Origin of the sequence: Microbacterium sp. ER1, from assembly GCF_023383675.1 — a bacterium.
Taxonomy (GTDB): Bacteria; Actinomycetota; Actinomycetes; order Actinomycetales; family Microbacteriaceae; genus Microbacterium.
The window spans coordinates 321170-342944 of record NZ_QCXO01000138.1 but is presented as its reverse complement, the minus strand read 5'-3'; the positions used below and the strand labels follow the sequence as shown (position 1 = coordinate 342944).

The window sequence follows — 21775 nt, the reverse complement described above, 5'->3', positions numbered from 1 at the left end:
ATCAGCCGGCGAGGCTGAGCAGGCCGGGGGCGGCGAGGGCGGCGATGACACCACCGATGAGCGGACCGACGACGGGAACCCACGAGTAGGACCAGTCGCTGGAACCCTTGCCCTGGATCGGGAGGATCGCGTGGGCGATGCGCGGACCGAGGTCACGCGCCGGGTTGATCGCGTAGCCGGTGGGACCACCGAGCGATGCACCGATCGCGACCACCAGCAGGGCCACCGGGAGAGCCGTGAGCGGGCCGAGGCCACCGGGCGTGCCGACCTCGATGTCGCCGTAGTCCGCGAACGCGAAGATGACGAAGACGAGGACGAAGGTGCCGATGATCTCGGTGACGAGGTTCCAGCCGTAGGAGCGGATGGCGGGGCCGGTGGAGAAGACGCCGAGCTTGTTGGCGGCCTCCGGCTCCTCGTCGAAGTGCTGCTTGTAGGCGAGCCAGACGACGATCGCGCCGATGATCGCGCCGAGGAGCTCCGCGGCGGTCGCGGTGAGGAACATCGCGAAGGTGATCTTGCCGGCGACCAGCAGGCCGATGCCGACGGCCGGGTTCAGGATGGCACCGGAGTACGCCGAGACGAGCACACCCGCGAACACCGCGAGACCCCATCCCCAGTTGACCATCAGGAAGCCGCCGCCGAAGCCCTTGTTCTTCGCCAGGGCGACGTTCGCGACCACACCGCAACCGAGCAGGACCAGCATCGCGGTGCCGACGAGCTCGGAGAGGAAGTAGAGACCGAGATTGACGTCAGTCATGTCTTCGTTGACCTTTCTTGCGGGTCGGGGCCCCTCTGCCCCGACCCCTTATGGGGTAGCACCGCGAGGAGGGCGCGGTGGTCGGAGCCCCGTCAGCCGCGGGCGCGGGACGGGATGTGGAGTCCGTGTCGCTCGTTCAGCAGCACACGCGTCTGCTCCACCTCGGCATCGTGACGCTCGCGGTCCCATCCGAGGAGGGGAGCCAGGGCGTCGGCGACCTCGTCGAGCACCTCTGCCCGGGCGCCGCCGGTGAAGGCGATGCTGGTGCGGCGGAGGATGACGTCCTCGAGACGGGTGACCATCTCCTCGTTCACCATCCACTCCAGCTCGCGCGTCGACAGGTCGCCGCCGGCGAGGGGCGCGTCGTCCCCCTGCTCGACGAAGGCCCACACGGCCGCTGCCCGGGTGCCGTAGCGCGCGAGGAGCTGCTCGGCGCGAGCGCCGGCGCCGGGGAGGTTCTCCTGGATCCAGATCCGCTTCGCCTTCTCGGTGCGCGGGAACTCGCGTCCGCCGCCGATCGCGCGACCCGCCGTGGACACGGTGCGCGTGCGGCCGAGGAGGCCGAGCACCGTGTCGGAGAGGGACTCGCCCAGGGCGCGGAACGTGGTCCACTTGCCGCCGACCAGGCTCACCAGCGGGACGGCGCCCTGGCGGTCGACCTCGACGCGGTAGTCGCGCGAGACGAAGCCGGGAGCGGTGTCCTCGTGGCGGGGGAGCGGGCGGATGCCGGAGAAGTTGTAGACGATCTGCTCACGCGTCACCGCGATGGACGGGAACACGTGGTGGACGAGGTCGAAGAAGTAGTCGATCTCCTCCTCCGTGCACACCGGCACCTCGCGCGGGTCGGCATCGATGTCGGTGGTGCCGACGAGGACGCGGCCCTTGAGCGGGTAGATCAGCACGATGCGGCCGTCGGAGTGCTCGAAGAAGATCTCGCGACCCCGCGTCGCCGCCAGCAGCTCGGGGTTGTCGAGCACGATGTGCGATCCCTTGGTGCCGCCCATGAAGTGCGTGTCGGTGCCGAGGGCGTCGTTCGTGAGGTCGGTCCACGGGCCGGAGGCGTTCACGACGACATCGGCGGTCACGGTGAACTCGGTGCCGCTCTCGCGGTCCCGGAGCGTGATCTGCTCGCCGTCGCGGCCGATCGCCTCGACGTAGTTCAGTGCCACGGCACCGGGGTGCGCGGCGCGGCCGTCCTGCAGCACATCGAGCGCGAGGCGCTCGGGGTCGTGCATCGACGCGTCGTAGTACGTGGCCGTGTACTTGATCTTCGGATCCATCGACGGCAGCTCGGCGAGGGACTTCTTGCGGCCGAGGAAGCGGTGCCGGGGCACGGTGCCGCCGTCGCGGGAGAACGTGTCGTAGATCGTGAGGCCGACCTTGATGAGGAAGGCGCCGCGCTCCTTCGGCTTCCCGCTCTTGTGCGTGAGGAAGCGGAGCGGAGCGGAGAGGATCCCGGAGAACGTGGAGTAGATCGGGATCGTCGTCTGCAGCGGCTTGACGTAGTGCGGAGCGATCTTGAGCAGACCGTTGCGCTCCTCCACCGACTCGCGCACGAGGCGGAACTCGCCGTTCTCCAGGTAGCGGATGCCGCCGTGGATCATGTGGCTCGACGCCGCGGAGGCACCGGAGGCGAAGTCACCGCGCTCGACGAGGACGACGTCGACGCCCTGCAGGGCGAGGTCGCGGAACGTGGAGATGCCGTTGATGCCGCCGCCGATAACGAGGACACTGGTGCGCCCGGATTCGCGGAGCGCGCGGACCGCGTCCCGCTCCGGGGACGTGTGGGTGGAATCGATCATCGTCGACCCTCTCTTCCTTGCTTGCCACCAGCATCGACCTCCGTGACGCCGCGCGCAAGCTCGCTGCACATATGTGCAAGGATCGAGGGAGAGGAGGTCATCATGGCGGGATCCGGAGCGCCATCGCGCGACGGCAAGCTGGTCGCCGCGCTCACCGCTGCGCAGCTCTACTACATGCAGGACAAGACCATGGAGGTCATCGCGCAGGAGCTCGGCACCTCGCGATCGTCCGTGTCGCGGCTGCTCAGCTTCGCGCGGGAGAGTGGCCTCGTCGACATCCGCATCAATTCGCCGCTGGAGCGCCTCGGGATGCTCGAGCAGCGCATCAGGGACCGGCATCGGGTGGTGGCGCATGTGGTGCCGATGGCCGAGATCGTCAGCGAGGTCGAACGTCTGGAGCGCGTCGCTCTGACCGCGGGACGACTCCTCTCGCAGTTCGTGGACTCGAACATGATCGTCGGCGTCGCGTGGGGATCGACGATCAGCGCGGTCAGCCGCGGTCTCACCCAGAAGGAGACGCACAACACGACGTTCGTGCAGCTCAACGGCGCCGGGAACACCCAGACGAGCGGTGTGGAGTACTCCAGCGACATCCTGCAGCGCTTCGGGAGCGCGTTCGGGGCGCAGGTGCAGCAGTTCCCGGTCCCCGCGTTCTTCGACGACCCCGCCACTCGCGAGGCGATGTGGCGCGAGCGCAGCACCCGGCGCGTCCTCGACCTGCAGGCGAAGATGGACATCGCCGTGTTCAGCCTCGGGTCCCCGGCCGCGGAGGTGCCCAGCCGGGTGTACGTCGGCGGCTACCTCGGTCGGGAGGACTACCGCAGTCTGCGGGAGGACCACGCGATCGGCGACGTGGCGACGGTCTTCTTCCGCGCCGACGGCTCCTGGCGCGACATCCGGCTCAATGCGCGGGCGACGGGGCCGGGCCTCGATCGGCTGCGGCGCGTGCCGAGGCGGGTCTGCGTCGTCTCCGGTGTGCCCAAGCTCGCGAGCCTGCGCGCGGCTATCGCCGCCGAGCTCATCACCGACGTGGTCCTGGACGAGGGGCTCGCGCGCCGGCTCGTCGAGGACTGAGGGGCGTTCGCGTCACTCGCCTTCGATCGAGGACTGCGGTCCGGTCCGGAACTCCCGGATGAGGTGCTGGACCACGGCGCGGAGGTCCCCGTCCGTGGCGTCGGCGACCGCGAGCTGACGGGCGTAGCTCGCTCCGCCGTCGAGGATCGTCGCGATGCTGCCGAACTCGCGCACGCACCCGAGCTCGACGGCGACCGGGGCCAGTTCCTCGATCTTCTCGGTCAGGTGCTCGCGCACGGGGCGCTGCGTGCCGATCGTGTCGACGATGACCCGGGCGTCGAGGCCGTATCGGGCCGCGCGCCACTTGTTCTCGCGGTGGAACCACGCGGGGAGGTCGGGCAGGGCGGCCCCTTCATCCAGGAGCCGGGAGAAGTGCTCGACGAGGACCTGCACGAGCGCGGCCACCGCGGCCATCTCGGAGAGCGTGGACAGGCCGTCGCACGCGCGGACCTCGATCGTGCCCCAGCGCGGGGCGGGACGGATGTCCCAGCGCACTTCCGTGGCATCGGCCATGACACCGGTGCGGACCATGTCGTCCAGGTAGCGCTCGAACTCCGACCAGTCGCGCAGCGGCCAGGGAAGGCCCGCCGTGGGCAGCTGCTGGAAGACGAGAGCGCGATTGGAGGCGTACCCCGTGCGTTCCCCGGCCCAGAACGGGCTGGACGCCGACAGCGCCTGCAGGTGGGGGAGATAGGCCGACAGTGCGTTGATGATGGGGAAGACCTTGCGCTGCTCGTCGACGCCCACGTGCACGTGGATGCCCCAGATCATCATGTTGCGCCCCCACCACTGGGTGCGCTCGATGAGGGTGTGGTACCGGGTCTTGTCGGTCACCGACTGGTCGTACCACTGGGCGAACGGGTGGCTTCCGGCGGAGAGCAGCTCGATCCCTGCCGGATCGGTGGCCGACCGCACGGCCGCGATCGCGTTGGCGATGTCGTCGACGGCGTGGGCCACGGAGTCGCCGATCCCGCTGGTCACCTCGATGGTGTTGGTCAGGAGCTCGCCGGTGACGGTGTGGCGTTCGTCCTCGCTCTCCGCCTCCAGCGCGGCGAGGAGCTCCGGCGCGCGACCGACGAGATCACCGGTCTCGGGATCGGCGAGCATGATCTCCCACTCGAGACCGACGGTGGAGCGGGCCGAAGCGGCGAAGTCGAGCTGCACGGGGACAGTCTGACACGGGGCCGGGCCTGCTCCGCAACGCCGTGTCGCCGGGTTTCGCACAAGGCGCACGCATCTGGCAGAATAGAGGGTCGGACGACGTGCTCGACCCTCTATCCAGCGCTCGTCCTCCTCATTTGAGCTTCCGCCGGGTGTGCACCCCACGCTCCAGGCGACCGGTTCGTTTCCTTCCACACCATTCAGGAGAATCGTGGCTGTCAAGATTCGTCTCAAGCGCATGGGCAAGATCCGCGCGCCGTACTACCGCATCGTCGTCGCCGACTCGCGCACCAAGCGCGACGGTCGCGTGATCGAGGAGATCGGCAAGTACCACCCCACCGAGGAGCCCTCGTTCATCGAGGTCGACTCCGAGCGTGCGCAGTACTGGCTCTCCGTCGGCGCGCAGCCGACCGAGCAGGTCACCGCCATCCTCAAGATCACCGGCGACTGGGGCACCTTCAAGGGCGACAAGGACGCGAAGTCCACCCTCAAGGTCGCCGGCGAGAAGGCCGCGTTCGAGGCCGACGCCTCGAAGAAGTCGGTCATCAAGCCCAAGGCGGAGAAGAAGGAGGAGGCCCCCGCTGCGGAGGCCCCCGCCGCTGACGCCGACGCGGAGGCCGCTGAGGCTCCCGCCGCCGACGCCGAGTAATCCATCGTGCTCGCCGCCGCGCTCGAACACATCGTCAAGGGGATCGTCGATCACCCCGAAGATGTGCGCATCCACGAATCCTCGTCGCCCCGTGGCGACCTGCTCGAGGTGCGTGTGCACCCCGACGACCGTGGACGCGTGATCGGGCGCGGCGGCCGCACGGCCAAGGCCCTGCGCACTCTCGTGAGCGCCCTCGCCGACGGGCGCCGCGTCCGCGTCGACGTCGCGGACGACTGACGTGGTGTCGCAGGACCGCATCCAGGGCCGCAACCAGCTGCGCGTCGGACGCCTGGTCAAGGCTCACGGGCTCAAGGGCGCCCTGAAGCTCGAGCTCTACACCGACAACCCGGAGCGGCGATTCGTCCCCGGGGCCGCGTTCACGTTGCAGGTGCCCGAGGCATCTCCGTGGCATGGCAAGGAGATCGTCGTCCGCGAATACCGCGTGATGAACGGCAACCCCGTCGTCTTCTTCGAGGACGTGGACGATCGCAACGCGGCCGAAAGCCTCGTCCGCGCCATCCTCTGGATGGACCAGGACGAGGACGAGACCGAGGACAACGCCTGGTTCGACCACCAGCTCGTCGGTCTGGACGTGGTCCGCGACGAGACCGTCGTCGGCCGCGTGGTCCGCGTCGAGCACCTGCCGGCGCAGGACCTCCTGATCGTGAAGCCGTCGACCGGCGGCACGGACGAGGTGATGGTCCCCTTCGTCGAGGCCATCGTCCCCACCGTCGACGTGGCGGCCGGCCGCGTCATCGTGACCCCGCCGGCCGGGCTCTTCGAGGAGCTTCCCGAGTCGGAGGACGGGACCGCCGCCTCCGACGGCGCCGAGTGACCGCTGATACGGTTCCCCCGTGCGCATCGACGTCGTCTCCATCTTCCCCTCGTACTTCGACGGACTGACGCTCTCCCTGCTCGGCAAGGCGCGAGGCTCGGGTCTGCTCGACCTCCAGGTGCACGATCTGCGCGACTGGACGCACGACCGCCATCGCACCGTCGACGACACCCCGTACGGCGGGGGAGCCGGCATGGTCATGAAGCCGGAGCCCTGGGGCCTCGCCCTCGATGAGCTCACGGCGGACGCCACCCCCGCGCCGACCATCATCTTCCCGTCGCCGGCCGGGGAGGTCTTCACCCAGGCGACCGCGCGGGACCTCGCGGGACGCGAGCACCTCGTGTTCGGCTGCGGGCGCTACGAGGGCATCGACGAGCGCGTCTTCGAGTACGCCGCCGAGCGTGGCGAGGTGCGGCTGCTGAGCCTCGGCGACTACGTGCTCAACGGCGGCGAGGTGGCGACGATGGCGATGATCGAGGCCATCGGTCGGCTGATCCCGGGTGTCGTCGGCAATCCGGAGAGCCTGGTGGAGGAGTCGCACGAGGACGGCCTCCTCGAGTACCCGTCCTACACGAAGCCGTCGGTCTGGCGGGAGCGCGCCGTCCCCGACGTGCTCCTCAGCGGCAACCACGGCGCGATCGCGGCATGGCGGCGTGAGCAGCAGCTCGTCCGCACCCGCCTGCGACGCCCCGATCTGCTGCCGGACGCGCCGACCGACGGCTGACCCTGCCATCCGTCGCGACGAGTGCTGTTAGCGTCGAGGCATGGTGGATGTGACACGCGCGCGATCGTTCGAGAGCATCGGCGAGGAGTACGACCGCTACCGGCCGGGGTTCCCGGAGCGCGCGGCCGACATCATCGTTCCGGACCGCGTGGCGACGGCGCTCGACCTCGGCGCCGGCACCGGGAAGTTCACGGGCCTGCTCGTCGCGCGGGCGACGCAGGTGATCGCGATCGAGCCGTCCGCGCCGATGCTCGCCGTGCTCGCGCGGACGCTCCCGACGGTCGACGCGCGGCCGGGGACCGCGGAGAGCATCCCCGTTCCGGACGGCTCCGTCGATGCCGTCAGCGTCGCGCAGGCGTTCCACTGGTTCGATCGGGACGCGGCGGCGGCTGAGATCGCCCGCACGCTCGTCCCTCACGGAACGCTCGGGCTGCTGTGGAATCGCGCCGACCCCGCCTGTGCCTGGGATCTCGCGTGCCACCGGGTGGCGCATCCCGCGGTCGGCGCGGACGACGACACCTCCGCGTCGGCGACAGACCTTCCCGGTTTCGTCCTGGAGATCCACGAGGAGGTGCGCTGGACCGAGCGGATCACCCGCGAGGACTACCTCCGACGGTGGGGCACGGTGAGCAGCTTCCTCGTGGCGGACGAGGCACAGCGCACGGCGATGGTGGCGGCCCTGGAAGCGGTGCTGGACGGCACGGATGAGACGCGGGGGAAGGTGGAGTTCGATCTGCCGCACCTCACCGACGTGTTCCGTTACCGCCGCGCATGAGGATCTGGTCGCTGCATCCGGAGTACCTCGACCGTCAGGGGCTCGTCGCCTGCTGGCGGGAGACCCTCCTCGCTCAGGCGGTGCTCGCCGACGCCACGAAGGGGTATCAGCGACACCCGCAGCTCGAGCGCTTCCGGGCGACGGCCGATCCCGTGGCCACGGTGGGTGCGTACCTGGTGGGCGTCGCCGATGAGGCGGACGAGCGCGGCTACCGTTTCGACCGCACTCGTATCCGGCGCGCGGAGTCGGCGGTGCCGTCGATCCCGGTCACCACGGGTCAGCTGGCACGCGAGTGGGAGCATCTGCGGGCGAAGCTCGCCGAGCGCAGTCCGGACGTGCTCAGCCGACACGGGTCTGTGGAGCTCCCGAAGGCGCACCCGCTGTTCGTCGTCGTGCCCGGGCCGGTCGCGCCCTGGGAGCGCGCCGACCCCGCGGCCGGAGTCAGTCGACGCCGAGGAACGAGCGATCCGTCAGGATGATCGGTCCGTCCTCGGTGATGGCGATGGTGTGCTCGGAGTGCGCGCCGCGGGAGCCGTCCGCGCTCCGCAGCGTCCACCCGTCGGGGTCGGTGACCAGCTCGTCCGTCGTCGCGAGGAACCAGGGCTCCAGGGCGAGCACGAGGCCGGCGCGGAGCGGGAAACCGCGTCCCGCGCGGCCGTCGTTCGCCACATGAGGGTCGCCGTGCATCGTGCGTCCGACGCCGTGGCCCCCGAAGTCGGTGTTGATGGAGTAGCCCTCGCCGTGCGCGACGTCGGCGATCGCGGCGGAGATGTCGCCGATGCGCTTTCCGACCACCGAGGTCTCGATCGCGGCGGCCAGCGCGCGTCCCGTGGTGTCGATGAGACGGAGGTCCTCGTCCCGCGGCGTACCCACGACGAAGGAGACCGCGGAGTCGGCGACCCAGCCGTCGACCGAGACGGCGAAGTCCAGGGTGACGAGGTCGCCGTCCCGGAGCGCGTAGTCGTGCGGCAGGCCGTGCAGCACGGCGTCGTTCACCGAGGTGCAGATGACCTTGCCGAAGGGGCTCGCCCCGAAGGACGGGTGGTAGTCGATGTAGCAGGACTCGGCGCCGGCCTTGCGGATCATGTCATGGGCCCGGCGGTCGATCGCCAGGAGGTTGGTGCCGACCTTCGTCTCGTCGCGCAGGGTCGCCAGCGTCTCGGCGACGAACCGGCCTGCCGCGCGCATCTCATCGATCTCGGCAGGGGTGCGCAGTTCGATCATCAGTGTCCTCTCGTCGTCTCCATTCTCCCTGATCGGACGGGGTGCCCGGCGCCTGCCGCTCTCAGCGAACACCCGTGACGCGCAGGCGCGGTCGCCGTAGCATCGGAGCATGTGGATCCGACAGGCCTTCTTCCGCTGGCTGCTGCCGTCGGCGTTCCTCCTGCCGCTGTGGCTGCTCATCGGCTGGGCCGTCTTCCAGGGCGGCTGGTCGATCCTCTGGGTGCTGCTCATCGCGATGCCCTCGGTGTTCCTGGGGCAGCTCCTGCTCACGCTGCTGACGCGCTCCCGTCCGTCGGTCCGCGCCGAGCGTGCCGTCTCGTGGTGGGACGTCGCCGGGTTCGGTCTCTGGCACGCGCTCACGATCGCGGTCGGCTTCTTCATCGACGGGGCGTTCGGCTGGCTCCTCGCGGCCGCCATCGTCGTAGGCATCGCCCTGGTCTGGCTGCAGCTGTGGCAGCTCTGGGACGAGGCGCGGGGGAGTGGGACGCGCATCCGCGAGACCATCTCCTGGTCGACGATGACGCCGCCGCGCACCGAGAGCCCGCAGACGAGCGTGCACGAGGTGATCGTGGTGCGGGAGACCGACGACCGGCTCTGACCCGCCGTTTTGGCCGGGCCTGTCATCCGTGGCAGAATGGTTCTTTGTGCCGTGACCGGCTCTGCCCCAGGGGAGCCCGCGGACGCGTCAGCGCCGTTCGGCACACTCCCATTCTTGTTCCTTCCTAATCCGTGCATCCGACCTGAGGCGAGTGCAGAGAGAGACGATCATGCAGATCCTCGACGCCGTCGACGCGGCTTCGCTCCGTTCCGACATCCCCGAGTTCTTCCCCGGTGACACCGTCAAGGTGCACGTCAACATCACCGAGGGCAACCGCTCCCGTATCCAGGTCTTCCAGGGCGTCGTCATCGGCCGCCAGGGTGACAGCGTCCGCGAGACCTTCACCGTCCGGAAGATCAGCTTCCAGGTGGGTGTCGAGCGTACCTTCCCCGTGCACTCCCCGGTGATCGACCACATCGAGGTCGTCACCCGCGGTGACGTGCGTCGCGCCAAGCTCTACTACCTGCGCGAGCTCCGCGGCAAGAAGGCGAAGATCAAGGAGAAGCGCGTCAACAACTGACGCGAAGCTTCTTCACAGCACCCCGGGACACGATGTCCCGGGGTGCTTTCGTTCTGTCCCCGGTGTGCGAACCTTGTTACTGCCGTGCGCTCACGGTGCACTCTTCGAGAAGGAACCAGATGACTGACTCTCCGTCCGCACGCCCGACACGACGGCGGCGCGGGTTCCTGGTCTTCCTCCGAGACGTGCTGGTCATCGTCGTCATCGCCGCGCTGGTGTCCTTCGTGATCAAGACGTTCGTCGTGCGCTCGTTCTACATCCCCTCGGCCTCCATGGAGCGGACGCTGCTGATCGACGACCGCATCCTCGTCGACGAGCTCACGCCGCGGTGGACCGGCTACGAGCGCGGCGACATCGTCGTCTTCAAGGATCCGGGCGGGTGGCTCGACCCGATGCCGCAGGCGCCGGCACAGCCGCCGCTGGTCAAGGCCGTCGACTGGGTTCTCACCTTCGTGGGCATCTCGGCGACCGACACCCAGGACCACCTCGTCAAGCGCGTGATCGGGGTCGAGGGCGACCACGTGGTGTGCTGCAACGCGCTGGGGCAGATCACGATCAACGGCGCCCCGATCGACGAGCTGAGCTACCTGAACCTCCCCGAGGGGGACACCGCGGCCTCCAACGAGCCGTTCGACGTCGTCGTGCCGGAGGACTCCGTATGGCTCCTCGGCGACAACCGGGACCGCTCCCGCGACGCCCGCGCACACCAGGAGCTGCCCAGCGGCGGTTTCGTCCCCGTCTCCAACATCGTGGGCAAGGCGTTCCTGACGACCTGGCCGCTCGACCGATTCGGACCGATCGACGGCCACCACGACATCTTCACCGGAGTGCCGGACCCCGAATGACCGTCATCACGCCTCGACTGACCCTGGAGCGGAAGCTCCTGGGGGAGTGCGACCTCATCATCGCCCTCGATGAGGTCGGTCGCGGCGCACTGGCGGGACCGGTGGCCGTCGGAGCAGCCGTGATGGACGCCACAGGCGCCCGCCGTCGGGTTCCGGAGGGCCTGCGCGACTCGAAGCTGGTCCCCGAGCGCCGGCGCCCCGACGTCGCCGCCCGGGCGGCCTCCTGGGTGCAGGCCTCGGCTGTCGGCTGGGCGACCGCGGCGGAGGTCGACGAGGTCGGGATCATGCGGGCGCTGGGGCTCGCCGCCTCGCGGGCCGTGGAGGGGGTCGTGGCGCTGGGCGCGACGGTCGAGAACGCCCTGGTGCTCCTCGACGGCAACCACGACTACGTCTCGCGTGTGCATCCCGTGCCCCTGCGTGTGCGGCCCGTCATCAAGGCGGATCGCGACTGCGCCTCGGTGTCCGCGGCCTCGGTGATCGCGAAGGTCGCGAGAGACGGTCACATGGCGGAGCTGCACGAGGGTCACCGTGACTACCAGTGGGATCGCAACAAGGGGTACGCGAGCCCGGAGCACCGGGAGGCCATCCGCTCGTTCGGGCTCTCCCCGTTCCACCGGTCCTCGTGGGCGATCGCCGAAGCGCCGACGCTGTTCTGAGAGGCCGCGCCCGGGATGCCGCGACCGGCGCCGGACGACCATAGGATGGACTCATCATGGATGAGGAAGCCTTCGACGACTACGACCGCGAGCTGGAGCTCGCGCTGTTCCGCGAGTACCGCGACGTCGTCTCTCAGTTCCAGTACGTCGTGGAGACCGAGCGTCGCTTCTACCTGGCCAACGAGGTCAACGTCGTGCGGCGGGACACCGAGCACGACTTCTACTTCGAGATCTCCATGAGCGACGTGTGGGTGTGGGACATCTACCGGGCCGACCGCTTCGTGAAGGCCGTCCGGGTGCTCACGTTCAAGGACGTGAACGTCGAGGAGCTCCAGCGTCGCGAGTTCGAACTGCCGCAGGAGCTCTCCCTCGACGGAGAGTGACGCGGCGCGCCGTTCCTGCACAGCGGTGACATTCTGCGCCGTTTCCACAGCCTCTGGACTGGTCGCGCGGGACCACGGCGGTGACAGGGTGCTGACGTCCATCCTTTCGGGATGGCAGCGAAAGACGACCTCGGGCGAGCCGGGGAGCAGCAGGCAGCGGACTATCTGACGACACGCGGGTATCGGATCGTCGATCGCAACTGGCGGTGTCCCCAGGGGGAGCTGGACATCGTGGCGATCCTCGGGGCTCACCTGTCCGTCATCGAGGTGAAGACGCGGCGGTCGACGGCGTTCGGGCACCCGTTCGACGCCATCGACGACCGGAAGCGTCGGCGGCTGTGGCGGCTCGCTCATGCGTGGCGGGCGGAGCATCCCGAGCTGGCGCGCGGACGGGTCCTCCGGGTGGAAGCGATAGGTATCACCGGTGCATCCCCGGAGACAGCCACCGTCGAGCACCTCGAGGACATCGCATGAGCACCGCACGCACGTGGTCCGTGGCGCTCACGGGAGCGGACGGGCACGTGGTCGAGGTCGAGGCCGACCTCTCCCCGCAGACGCCGGAGTTCCGCATCATCGGGCTCCCGGACAAATCCCTCGGGGAGGCGGTGCAGCGCGTGCACAACGCCTGCGTGAACTCCGGACTCCCGCTTCCGCAGCGGCGCCTGACGGTGAACCTCTCACCGGCGAGCCTGCCCAAGCACGGCTCCGCCTTCGACCTCGCGATCGCGGTGGCCTGCCTGGCCGCGAGCGATGTGATCGCTCGGCGCGCCGTCCGGCAGACCGTGCACCTGGGGGAGCTCGGGCTGGACGGGCGCCTGCGTCCCGTGCCGGGCGTGCTTCCCGCCGTCTTCGCCGCCGCCCGTGCGGGGTTCGAGCGTGTGATCGTGCCCCACGGCAACGCGACCGAGGCGGGTCTCGTCGCCGGCGTGGAGGTGCGTGCCGCCGCCTCGCTCGCGGAGGTCGCCACCTGGCACGGCGCGGAGGTGGACGTGCCCGACGTCGAGCCGGTCCCGGGGCCGCACCCGCCGGAGGACGACCCCGATGAGCGCGATCTGAGCGATGTCCTCGGACAGGAGGAAGCCGTCGAGGCGCTCATCGTCGCGGCCGCCGGTGGCCACAACATGCTCCTGAGCGGTCCGCCAGGCCAGTGACCTCAATCGAACATGATGAAACGACGTCGGTTCGGGGCCGAGGAGAGGGCTTTTGGGTGCGACGATGATCGGGCAACAGCGTTGATCGATCCGCACGAGCTCGCGTATGGGGGATACGATCCGCGGACGCAACACATACGGCGTGTCGTTTGGCGCGACCAATGTCGGAGGCCGGCCCTATCTTCGGGGATCATGGAACGACGAGGGGAAGGGAGTTCCGGGATGAGCACATTGTTCGACGAGGTTGAGGCGCTCACCGCTGCCGTCCTCAAGAACGTGCCGGTTGGAAGCACGATCCGGGTGAGCTTCATCAAGGGTGCCCCACGGGTGCAGCGCCGTGTGGCGGGCGCTGAGGCGAGCGAGCTGCTCATCGAGCAGGCGCGTGCGATCCGTTCAGCTGAGGGGATCCCGTTCTGGCACGCGCTGTTCATCGCAGGTGAGCTGGCGCCCGCTGGCGTGCCGACCGACATCCTTCGTTCGGCGATGTACCACCAGGACCCGTCGCAGCATGAGACGGTCGAGATCGCGACGTCGGATGAGACTCCCGCGCAGCTCGCGGAATTGGCTTCTCGCACGCCGGCGCATGGGCGCGACTCGATCGCGTTGCAGTCACGCGTGACGCTCGCCGACGGTGAAGACCGATTCCTACCGATGCTCGACTTCACCTCGAAGGCCGTCCGTCCAGGGTCCGCTTCAACCGTGCGTGCTGCGGTCGAGGTGCTCGACACCGCGGGTATCCTCTGCTCGTCGGCGCGCTCGTTCCACTTCTACGGGCACCGGCTCGTGTCCAGAGACGAGCAGCTGGACTTCTGGGCGCGGGCGCTATTGCTTACCCCGATCGTCGACGAGCGGTGGATCGCACATCAGATCCGTGGGCAGGTGGGTGCGTTGCGGTTCTCCGCGAATGAGCGCGGGATTGTGCCCAAGGTGATCGCAGAGATCACGCCGTCCGAAGATGTTCCGGCATGACCGTCTCAGCCAAGGAACTTGTGGCGAAGTACGCGGAAGCGGTCGCCGTTGGAGACGCGGCGCTCTTTGTCGGTGCCGGTACATCTCAAGGCGCGGGGCTTCCGGGGTGGACTGAGCTCATTGAGGAGGCGCGCGCCGCGGCGGACGTTCCGAGCCAGATCTCGGACGCTGTGCTCGCAGCGCAGTACATCGCCAACACTGACGGCCCAGCCGCGCTCCACGCGGCCATTCGACGGAAGATCGATGTCGATGTCCGGCCGACGGACGTGCATGCGCTGCTTTCGCATCTGCCGATCCGTGACTTCTGGACCACGAACTACGACCTTCTCGTCGAGCAGTCACTGGAAGCCGAGCATTTCGACTACCAGTGGGTCGTGGGGGAGCAAGACTACGTGGTCAAGCCTGCCGCGGGCACGTGGGCGAAGCGGGTCACGAAGATGCATGGTTCTCTCACCAAGGGGACGCCGGGAGAGCGGGGCTGGCAGGTCGACCCGGTGATCACTCGGTCCGACTTCGAGCGCTACGAGGAGCAGCATCCGATCACGTGGACGCGCCTGCGCGCGTCGTGGCTGACGAACAGCTTCCTCTTCCTCGGGTTGAGCTTCGACGACCCGAACCTAAACCTGCTGCTACGGCTGTCGCGCTCCCTGCCTGCGCACATCGACGCGCCACCGCACTATGTCGTGTTCGCCGAAAAGGCGGACCCGGTGGAGAAGAGACTTCAGCAGCTTCGCGTGTCAGACTTGGAGAAATCCGGGGTGAACGTGCACATGATCCAGTCACATGCAGACCTTCCAACGCTCCTGAGCCAGCTCGAGGTGAGATGCCGCGAAGCGCTCCTCTTCGTCTCAGGAAGCTTCGCCGCAGACGGGACGAGCGATCAGGATCGGTTCGCGACGACGGTCGCTCAGAACATCGCGACGACGCTCGCCGCGTCGGATCCTCGGACAAGGCCGATCGTGGCGTCGTTCGGTGGCCCAGCTGGGCAGGTGGTGAGCCGTCAGTTCCGAGACGCGCTGGCCCCGTCCGAGTACCGGCCCGAGCTGGTTCGCTTCTACTATCGCAAAGCGGAGACAGGCGATGAGTCGATCCCGATCGAGCACCGCGTCGGCATGGCCATCTTCACCGAGCGGACGCTCGACGACATGCGTGCCTTCGTCTTTCCGCAGGCACGCGCGATGGTCGTGATCGCTGGCAGCGCCCGGACTGGCGAAGAAGCAGGAGTGGCACGTCAGCACGGCGTTCTGGTGATCCCGGTCGGCGCGACCGGGGGAGCGGCGAAGGCCCTTTGGGACACCATGACACCCGCCGACCTCGGACTCGACAGCGAGGACGAGTTGGCGTGGTGGGATCAGCTGAACAGCGGATCGGCCACGCTCGCCGCTCATGCCGCCGGGATGTTGATCAAACGGCTGATGTTCGAGTAGCGTCGCGCACGCCGACCGCCCAGGTGAACGGCGCAGCGGACTGCTGTGCGAAGACGGCGGCGCTCTGCTCGCTGTAGCCGGGGTTGTACCGACGGCCGATGACGCAGAGCGCGGCGACTTCGGCACCGATGCGCCGGAGCGCGTACGCGGCGCTCTGCGCACGAGCGCCGGATGTGTAGACGTCATCGAGGAGGAGAACCCGCCGTCCGCGGAGGTCCTCGGTAGCCGCGAACGCGCCCTTGTTCGGTTGGTTGTGGCCGAGGCTCTCGGGCGTCCGACTCAGTCCGTACGTGACCTCGAACGGCAGCGATCCCCGCTCCTGGAGAAGCACTGCCAACGGGTGCGGGGGAGGGCGGAGCGTTGAGGGAACGATGATCGCGCCATCCGCCCCAAGGGCGCCGGCCCACTCATGGTTCTCGGCGAAGAACCGCTCCAGCACAGTCCCGATCGCCGCCCGAGCGTTCTCATCAGCGGCGACGTCGCCGTCATCCTTGTAGAACGTGAGCCAGTCACGCAGACGGCTCGGCTTCGCGTACAACGAGATCGGGATGATCGGCTGGACGTTGCCGTCGAGCGCGCGCGAGTTCTCGTCGCAGTTAAAGCACATGTCGATCCGACCGGCGAGCAGGCCGTGGCACCACGGACACACGCCCAGAGCGGCACCTGGGGGCAGCACAAGAGCCGTGTCCTCGTCCCCCGCGCAGAAGGCGATGGGAGCGTCCGCGGCATCGTGCACGCGATCGAGCGTAGCGGCGATCGAACGGACGTAAGGATGTCCAATGTCACCGCTACGCTAAGCGGAATCGGCGGTGGCGCCGAGGTGAGTGGAGCGCCGGATGCCGATTGAATCCCAGACAATCCGTAAATGGGCGCTCCGAGTGGTGCCACAGGCTCGCTGGGAGGCTCCCACTCATGTCTGATGAACCCGAGCCCGCGGAAGGCGCTCAGGACCATGAAGAGCGATCTGAGAGCCCAGGGGGCCGGGTCGACTCAGATGGAGGATTGGTGGTTCTTGGGGGACAACCTGCCGCATTTCGAATGCCGGGCGGTTTCACCAAGTCGCTGTTCCCGTCGGGCTTCTCGGCGGTTGACCTGATTGCGCCGATTAACGCCAGGCTGCAGGAGCAACTCGGTTCGCTGATCAGCCCGATGACCGAGCGCATGATCAACCAGATGACAGCAGCGCTGCCGACCGCCAGCCTGCTCAAGTCATCGGCAATCAGGTCGCCGATCTTCGAGCCTCTGTCGAGTCAGTTCAGCGTGATGCCCAAGCCATGGGTTGCGAACCTGCCGACATTGAATCTTGTTAGCCCCGCGACCACTTCGATCCTCAACAGCATCGGCGAGCGGTACACGAAGATCGTGGAGGGGCTGCACGCCTCCATCGGGCCGCTGATCGACCCGAAGGTAGTCCAGAGCCTTAGACTTTCGCTCTTGCCTCCGAACCTGCGGAGCGTCGCTGATGAGATCGGCTTCACCGACGTGCACGAGTTCATCGAGCAGGAGGGCATCCCGCTCTATCTCGTTCCGCGCGGGCGGACAGCTGTGCGGCTTCTTCGTGCCAAGGACAGAGCAGCCCGGCGTCGTGTTCTGGGCGAGTGCTTTGCGACCCTGATGGATGACTGCGAGGCAGTGCTCACGAACGTGACGCACACCGGCCTACGTGAGGAAGTGGCGTTCGCCCTCGATGGGCTGGGTGCGATGAGGGCGGGACATACGCGTTCGGCCCAGGCGATGTTCACGGTGACGCTCGACACGCTGATCTACGGCTTCTACCCGGATCGGAACGAGCGCAAGGCACTCACGAATCGGAAGAAGGACGCGGACGTTCCCGAGTCGTTCAATGACATGGGCGTTCATGAGGCGATGGTGTGGTTGCCGATCTGGAACGCGCACGAGCAGTTCTGGAAGGACAAGGGCGACGAGATCCCGCGACACTACTCGCGACATGCCAGCGTGCACGGCGTCTCCTCACGCCAGTTCAGCAAACGAAACTGCGTACAGGTGCTCATGCTCGTGACGAGCCTGATCGGGCATGCGGAGCGAGTCATGGGTGAACGATCCGGTGCTCGTTAGGTGAGAGCTCACCCGCCCGTATCCTCGGATCATGGGCAGGATGAACGAGATCTCCGCGCAGATGCGTGCTGACATCTTCGACTGGCTGGCGCTCAGTCCGTATCACTGGTCCGGCACCGAGGACGAGGATGACTTCCTCTCGCGCATCTACGACCTCTCCGCTCTTCCATCAACAGATTCTCGACCGCAGTTCCGGACCGCCGCTGAAGACATCTGGCAGCATCGTGTCCGCAACCACGACTGGGATAGCAACTGGGTCTTCGGAGACACACGATTCAACCTCCGGCATGTCGAGGACGAGGAGTTCCTCCGGTTCCTCGTCGATACGGTCAACCCGACAGTCAGGCGTGACCCGAGCGCGGCGTCCACGATGGTCGCCAGCTACAACGGTGTCCTCCGTACGAGCGGCTACGAACTCGTCCAGGATCGCAAAGTCGGAGACTCCGTGTACTACCGGGCGCGCACGACACTCACGGGAATCAACTCCCCAGGCGAAGTCCAGGTAATCCAGCTGGACACGACAAACTCGACGGTGCTCCACACGCAGCTTCGGCGGCTCAAACGGGACATCGACACCGACCCTTCGGCGGCGATCGCTCACTGCAAGGAGCTGATCGAGAGCCAGTGCAAGATCGTCCTCACCGCTCTGGGCCAGTCGTACGGCGGGGGAGACGAGCTTCCAAAGCTCTATCGATCGGCGTCGGTAGCTCTGGGGATCCACGCCGATTCGGTTCCTGGCAACGCACGAGCCTCGGAAGCTGTGAAGGGGTTGATGCGCAGTCTGTCCGCGGTCGTGCAGAGCGTCGCAGAGGCGCGAAACGCGATGGGCACGGGGCACGGGGGTGAGAGCGAGAGCCCGGCGACACGAGCCCACGCCCGGCTGATCTTCAATGCAACGGTGGCGATCACCGAGTTCATCGCCGATACCTGGGTGACACGTTAGCCGCCACACGGCTGCGATGGGAAACTGATGATGGTGCGCGGTATCGAGGCAACCGACGCCGAGCGGGAGCGTGCCAACGCTCGGACCGAGTCGGTCGTACTGAAGACCCTCTCGTCACCCGTGCTCGATGCCGCGAAGTCCACCGAGGGCATCGTGCTGCGTTCGAACTATCGAACCCCGATGCAGAGGTCGATTCTGGACCGTGCGTTCACGGAGGCAAAAACGCTGAACGCGACCGGCCATCTCACGGACGCTGTACTCCAAGCCGAGTACGGCATGCTCAGCGCTGTCGATCACGCGAGGGCATTTGCGACTCTCATCCGGAGTGCACTACGTCACTCCACAGCACTCTTGACGCTCACCCGCGGAACGCTTGAAGCGCTTGCACGGCCTCGCTGGATCATGCATGATCTTGACTTCCTTCAGCTGGCTCATCGTTCGCTCTCGCTGCTCTACTCAGATCTTCGGTATCCGGAGCGGCTTGGAGAGTTGTTGGTAAGTCGCGACGGCGAGGATGTCGATCCGGGCGAACGGCGTCGGCACCATGAGTCCGAGCTTGAACGACTGGGACTGCCGCGGCCGATAAGGGTCGATAGCTCGACGCTTGTCAGCGAACTCGTCGACAGCGACCTCGCGCATCAAGACGGAAAGCGCTTGTATTCATTGCTCTCCGCAGTCGCCCACGGTCATCGATTCGCGGTCAACGCTTTCATTCGAACCTCGCAAGACAACACGATCTTGGGGCTGTCGCCGACGCTCCCGATCGTGACCGAGTTTGCTTTCCAGATCGCGGTCACGTTGATCAGTACCGCGGAGGCGATGGTGCGATGGTCCGGAGATCCCAGTGACGAGCGATCCCGGATCGATGCGACCTGGACCCGGTTCGGCGCCCGATTGGACACGCTTCCCACCGAAGCCTTTGGGCAGAAGGAGCTCTGAACCGCTCCCGGCCACGATCTACATGATCCCGACGCGAGCGACACGCCGGACCACTTCTGAAGCAAAAATGCACGGATTATGTGTCAGACTAAAGTGAATCGACGGACGGATCTCCACCCGTCGAGCCCGACTTTGGAGGTCCTCTGATGGTTCCGAACTCGCCCGCTGATGCTCTTGGGCCGCACGCCGCTGATGCCCGTGATCTCCTCGTCGAGGTCGTGCACGCGCGGCACGATCGAGCGGCGGAGGCTCATGATGCCGCGGCGACCCGATACACGATCGGGTTCGGCGGGCAGTGGCGCGACCTGCTCGAGGACACGGTGGACGCGTTCAAGGACCGCGGCCATCTGCCCTACAAGCTCAGGCCGGCGGGTTACCGGCTCCCGATCGTCAACGGATGCCTGGTGTTCGTCTGGCGAGTGCCCGCGACGCCTGACGCGGTGAGCGGGTTCGCGTCGAGCGTGACGAGGATGAACGGCTTCTTCGCACAGGAGCCGATCGACTTGTTCGGGTCGAGCTTTGTCGACGGCGGTGAAGAGATCCGCAATGAGAGGGAGCAGGCCGAGTTCGAGCGCGCCCTCAAGGCGGCTGGTGCGGTCATGCCTGTAGTGCTCGTCATGGTCCATTCCACGCCCCGCCAGCTGACCTCCATCGACTGGGCAGTCGCCGAGTACGCGAACGGCGCGGTGCGTCTGCACGGCGAGGAGACCATTTGGGAGTCCACGCTCGGCGATGAGACTGCGACTGTCAATGTCGAGTCGTTCGACAGCGGCACGCCCGTCGCGCCGGCCGTGGAGCTGCAGACGCAGGACCGGCGTTCGGATGCGTGACGATCGACCAGGCTTGTTCGAGCTGCCGGGATCTCCCGTCAACCACGGCAGGTTTGAGCCCGCACGGTTAACCCAGGCGCGTGTGCGACAGGGGATCAGCAAGACGGATCTCGCCGGTTCGGTGGGCGTGTCCGCGGCTGCGATCGGGCAATACGAGGCAGGGGTCAACTCGCCTCGACCCGATGTGCTCGACCGTCTCGCCGTCACGCTGAGTGTGCGTCCGGACTTCTTCAGCGTGGGGCGGCCGTTGGCGCGCATCGACACCGTGAACGCGCACTTTCGCAGCCTGCGCTCCGCTCGCGTCAGTGACCGGCAACGCGCCCTGGCAACGGCGACCCTGGTATGGGAGCTCACCTTCGTGCTCGAACGATACGTGCGTCTCCCCGAGGTCGACCTGCCTAAGCTCTCTCCGGGGACGAGCCCGGCGGACGCTGCGTCCGCACTTCGGCGTCACTGGGGCTTGCCGGACGGGCCGGTCAAACACCTGGTCGCCACCGCTGAGTCGCACGGGATCGTGGTCGCCGTACGACCGCTCGGCGAGGTTGACGCAGTCGACGCGTTCTCTGTGGTGATCGTCGATCGCCCGATCCTCCTCACGACGCCGCGACGGAGTGAGAACGTGTTCCGGCACCGGTTCTCGATCGCCCATGAGATCGGACATCTGCTGCTGCACGCGGATACGGGGGAGCAATCCGCTGCGATCGAGCGAGAGGCCGACGAGTTCGCGGCGGCGTTCCTGACGCCTGCAGCGTCGATGGACGTGGCGCTCCCGCAACGCCTCGACCTCGCCGCCCTGGATCGGCTCGGGAGGACGTGGGGCGTGTCGCCGCACTCGCTGGTGCGGCGGATGGTCGAGCGCGGACGCACCACCGATTCGTCCGCGCGACGTGCATACCAGCGCCTGGCCATGGTCAATGACCCGGCTGCAGACCCGACGAGCGCGTATCCCGGGGAAGTACCCACGTTGCTGAGCAAGGCAGCGGAACTCGCGGCGGACCATGGCGTCGCCGTGCCCGCGCTGGCGGAAGCGCTCAAGCTGACGCCTGCACAGGTGCGCGACTTGCTCGGGCAGCCGGACCGACGACCGGTGCTCCGGATCGTCGGTGACGATGCTTGACAGGTGACGCGAGCGGCGCAGGCATTCCCGGATCGATAGGCTTGTCACAGTTCCGCCCGTCGTGGTCTGGGTCGGGGTGCTGGTTCGAGGCCAGTGACGGGACGCCTGTGTCACTTCTGTTCTGCATGATCGCTCTGCTCTTCATCCACTACATCGCCATCAGTCCGCGACCGAAGAAGAAGTCATCGATCAACTGGGAGGAGAAGGCTATGAACGCGATCACATCAATGTTCTGCGCGGTGGCGTCTCTGAGGGAGTGGTTCCCGCTCCAGACCAGGACGAGCGGCCGTATCTAATCACTCGTCTCGGGCGCGGATCTG

The 21775-nt window shown here is 67.5% G+C and carries 27 protein-coding genes; 22 read left to right on the top strand and 5 right to left on the bottom strand.

What is annotated here, in order from left to right:
* Position 1 precedes the first annotated feature (1 nt).
* Together BV453_RS15015 and BV453_RS15010 are read right to left on the bottom strand one after the other, a co-directional pair.
* Positions 2-757: an MIP/aquaporin family protein gene (locus BV453_RS15015; protein ID WP_025103336.1), complete on the bottom strand. Its 756-nt coding sequence runs from the start codon at positions 755-757 to the stop codon at positions 2-4.
* Positions 758-849: 92 nt separating this feature from the next.
* A complete protein-coding gene (locus tag BV453_RS15010) occupies positions 850-2559 on the bottom strand; it encodes a glycerol-3-phosphate dehydrogenase/oxidase (RefSeq protein WP_249521950.1) in 1710 nt (569 codons plus the stop codon).
* A gap of 102 nt (positions 2560-2661) precedes the next feature.
* Here BV453_RS15010 and BV453_RS15005 point away from each other — a divergent pair, with 102 nt between their 5' ends.
* Positions 2662-3633: a sugar-binding transcriptional regulator gene (locus tag BV453_RS15005; protein ID WP_025103338.1), complete on the top strand. Its 972-nt coding sequence runs from the start codon at positions 2662-2664 to the stop codon at positions 3631-3633.
* 12 nt (positions 3634-3645) lie between these two features.
* Here BV453_RS15005 and BV453_RS15000 read toward each other — a convergent pair whose 3' ends face one another.
* Positions 3646-4797 (bottom strand): glutamate--cysteine ligase, encoded by a 1152-nt coding sequence (locus BV453_RS15000; RefSeq protein WP_025103339.1) that lies wholly within the window; start codon positions 4795-4797, stop codon positions 3646-3648.
* A 208-nt stretch (positions 4798-5005) separates the two neighbouring features.
* Between BV453_RS15000 and rpsP the strand changes: the two genes are divergently transcribed.
* The 6 genes from rpsP to BV453_RS14970 are packed head-to-tail and all read left to right on the top strand — an operon-like array spanning position 5006 to position 8256.
* Complete coding sequence (rpsP, locus tag BV453_RS14995; protein ID WP_025103340.1) at positions 5006-5443, top strand: 30S ribosomal protein S16; 438 nt, start codon at positions 5006-5008, stop codon at positions 5441-5443.
* 6 nt (positions 5444-5449) lie between these two features.
* Entirely contained in the window at positions 5450-5680 is a 231-nt protein-coding gene (locus BV453_RS14990; protein ID WP_025103341.1) for an RNA-binding protein, read from the top strand.
* Position 5681: 1 nt separating this feature from the next.
* A complete protein-coding gene (gene rimM / locus BV453_RS14985; RefSeq protein WP_126892983.1) occupies positions 5682-6278 on the top strand; it encodes a ribosome maturation factor RimM in 597 nt (198 codons plus the stop codon).
* A 19-nt stretch (positions 6279-6297) separates the two neighbouring features.
* A complete protein-coding gene (gene trmD, locus BV453_RS14980; protein WP_249521949.1) occupies positions 6298-7002 on the top strand; it encodes a tRNA (guanosine(37)-N1)-methyltransferase TrmD in 705 nt (234 codons plus the stop codon).
* A 40-nt stretch (positions 7003-7042) separates the two neighbouring features.
* Positions 7043-7777 (top strand): class I SAM-dependent methyltransferase, encoded by a 735-nt coding sequence (locus BV453_RS14975; RefSeq protein WP_249521948.1) that lies wholly within the window; start codon positions 7043-7045, stop codon positions 7775-7777.
* Positions 7774-8256 carry a pyrimidine dimer DNA glycosylase/endonuclease V gene (locus BV453_RS14970; protein ID WP_249521947.1) on the top strand — a complete coding sequence of 161 codons (483 nt, stop codon included), beginning with the start codon at positions 7774-7776 and terminating at the stop codon, positions 8254-8256. The genes BV453_RS14975 and BV453_RS14970 overlap by 4 nt, the downstream gene beginning before the upstream one ends.
* On the opposite strand, the gene map is transcribed toward BV453_RS14970, so the two are convergent.
* Positions 8219-9001: a type I methionyl aminopeptidase gene (gene map / locus BV453_RS14965; RefSeq protein ID WP_249521946.1), complete on the bottom strand. Its 783-nt coding sequence runs from the start codon at positions 8999-9001 to the stop codon at positions 8219-8221. The genes BV453_RS14970 and map overlap by 38 nt on opposite strands.
* Positions 9002-9110: 109 nt before the next feature.
* On the opposite strand from map, the gene BV453_RS14960 reads away from it, so the two are divergent.
* The 9 genes from BV453_RS14960 (at position 9111) to BV453_RS14920 (ending at position 15550) form a co-directional block, all read left to right on the top strand.
* Positions 9111-9599 (top strand): MFS transporter permease, encoded by a 489-nt coding sequence (locus BV453_RS14960; protein WP_249521945.1) that lies wholly within the window; start codon positions 9111-9113, stop codon positions 9597-9599.
* 169 nt (positions 9600-9768) lie between these two features.
* Positions 9769-10119: a 50S ribosomal protein L19 gene (gene rplS, locus BV453_RS14955; protein WP_025103348.1), complete on the top strand. Its 351-nt coding sequence runs from the start codon at positions 9769-9771 to the stop codon at positions 10117-10119.
* 119 nt (positions 10120-10238) lie between these two features.
* Positions 10239-10964: a signal peptidase I gene (gene lepB, locus BV453_RS14950; RefSeq protein ID WP_025103349.1), complete on the top strand. Its 726-nt coding sequence runs from the start codon at positions 10239-10241 to the stop codon at positions 10962-10964.
* Positions 10961-11620, top strand: coding sequence for a ribonuclease HII (locus BV453_RS14945; protein WP_249521944.1), 660 nt, complete (start codon positions 10961-10963; stop codon positions 11618-11620). Before lepB ends, BV453_RS14945 begins: the two co-directional genes overlap by 4 nt.
* Before the next feature lie 56 nt (positions 11621-11676).
* Positions 11677-12003: a DUF2469 family protein gene (locus BV453_RS14940; protein ID WP_017204525.1), complete on the top strand. Its 327-nt coding sequence runs from the start codon at positions 11677-11679 to the stop codon at positions 12001-12003.
* A 111-nt stretch (positions 12004-12114) separates the two neighbouring features.
* Entirely contained in the window at positions 12115-12477 is a 363-nt protein-coding gene (locus tag BV453_RS14935; RefSeq protein ID WP_249521943.1) for a YraN family protein, read from the top strand.
* Positions 12474-13154 (top strand): magnesium chelatase domain-containing protein, encoded by a 681-nt coding sequence (locus BV453_RS14930; protein WP_308195772.1) that lies wholly within the window; start codon positions 12474-12476, stop codon positions 13152-13154. Before BV453_RS14935 ends, BV453_RS14930 begins: the two co-directional genes overlap by 4 nt.
* A 222-nt stretch (positions 13155-13376) precedes the next feature.
* Positions 13377-14123, top strand: coding sequence for a hypothetical protein (locus BV453_RS14925; RefSeq protein ID WP_249521942.1), 747 nt, complete (start codon positions 13377-13379; stop codon positions 14121-14123).
* A complete protein-coding gene (locus BV453_RS14920; RefSeq protein WP_249521941.1) occupies positions 14120-15550 on the top strand; it encodes an SIR2 family protein in 1431 nt (476 codons plus the stop codon). Before BV453_RS14925 ends, BV453_RS14920 begins: the two co-directional genes overlap by 4 nt.
* Here the strand turns inward: BV453_RS14920 and BV453_RS14915 are convergent.
* Entirely contained in the window at positions 15528-16286 is a 759-nt protein-coding gene (locus BV453_RS14915) for a ComF family protein (protein WP_249521940.1), read from the bottom strand. The two genes, BV453_RS14920 and BV453_RS14915, sit on opposite strands and share 23 nt — an antisense overlap.
* A gap of 176 nt (positions 16287-16462) precedes the next feature.
* Between BV453_RS14915 and BV453_RS14910 the strand changes: the two genes are divergently transcribed.
* The 6 genes from BV453_RS14910 to BV453_RS14885 all read left to right on the top strand — a co-directional run bounded on the left by BV453_RS14910 (position 16463) and on the right by BV453_RS14885 (position 21751).
* Positions 16463-17626 (top strand): hypothetical protein, encoded by a 1164-nt coding sequence (locus BV453_RS14910; RefSeq protein WP_249521939.1) that lies wholly within the window; start codon positions 16463-16465, stop codon positions 17624-17626.
* Positions 17627-17666: 40 nt separating this feature from the next.
* Positions 17667-18569 carry an abortive infection family protein gene (locus BV453_RS14905; protein ID WP_249521938.1) on the top strand — a complete coding sequence of 301 codons (903 nt, stop codon included), beginning with the start codon at positions 17667-17669 and terminating at the stop codon, positions 18567-18569.
* A 27-nt stretch (positions 18570-18596) separates the two neighbouring features.
* On the top strand, positions 18597-19508 hold the full coding sequence (locus BV453_RS14900; protein ID WP_249521937.1) for a hypothetical protein: 912 nt from the start codon (positions 18597-18599) through the stop codon (positions 19506-19508).
* 146 nt (positions 19509-19654) lie between these two features.
* Positions 19655-20338, top strand: coding sequence for a hypothetical protein (locus tag BV453_RS14895; RefSeq protein WP_249521936.1), 684 nt, complete (start codon positions 19655-19657; stop codon positions 20336-20338).
* On the top strand, positions 20241-21455 hold the full coding sequence (locus BV453_RS14890; RefSeq protein ID WP_308195771.1) for an XRE family transcriptional regulator: 1215 nt from the start codon (positions 20241-20243) through the stop codon (positions 21453-21455). The genes BV453_RS14895 and BV453_RS14890 overlap by 98 nt, the downstream gene beginning before the upstream one ends.
* Positions 21456-21580: 125 nt before the next feature.
* Positions 21581-21751 (top strand): hypothetical protein, encoded by a 171-nt coding sequence (locus BV453_RS14885; protein ID WP_249521934.1) that lies wholly within the window; start codon positions 21581-21583, stop codon positions 21749-21751.
* The last annotated feature ends 24 nt before the right edge of the window (positions 21752-21775 follow it).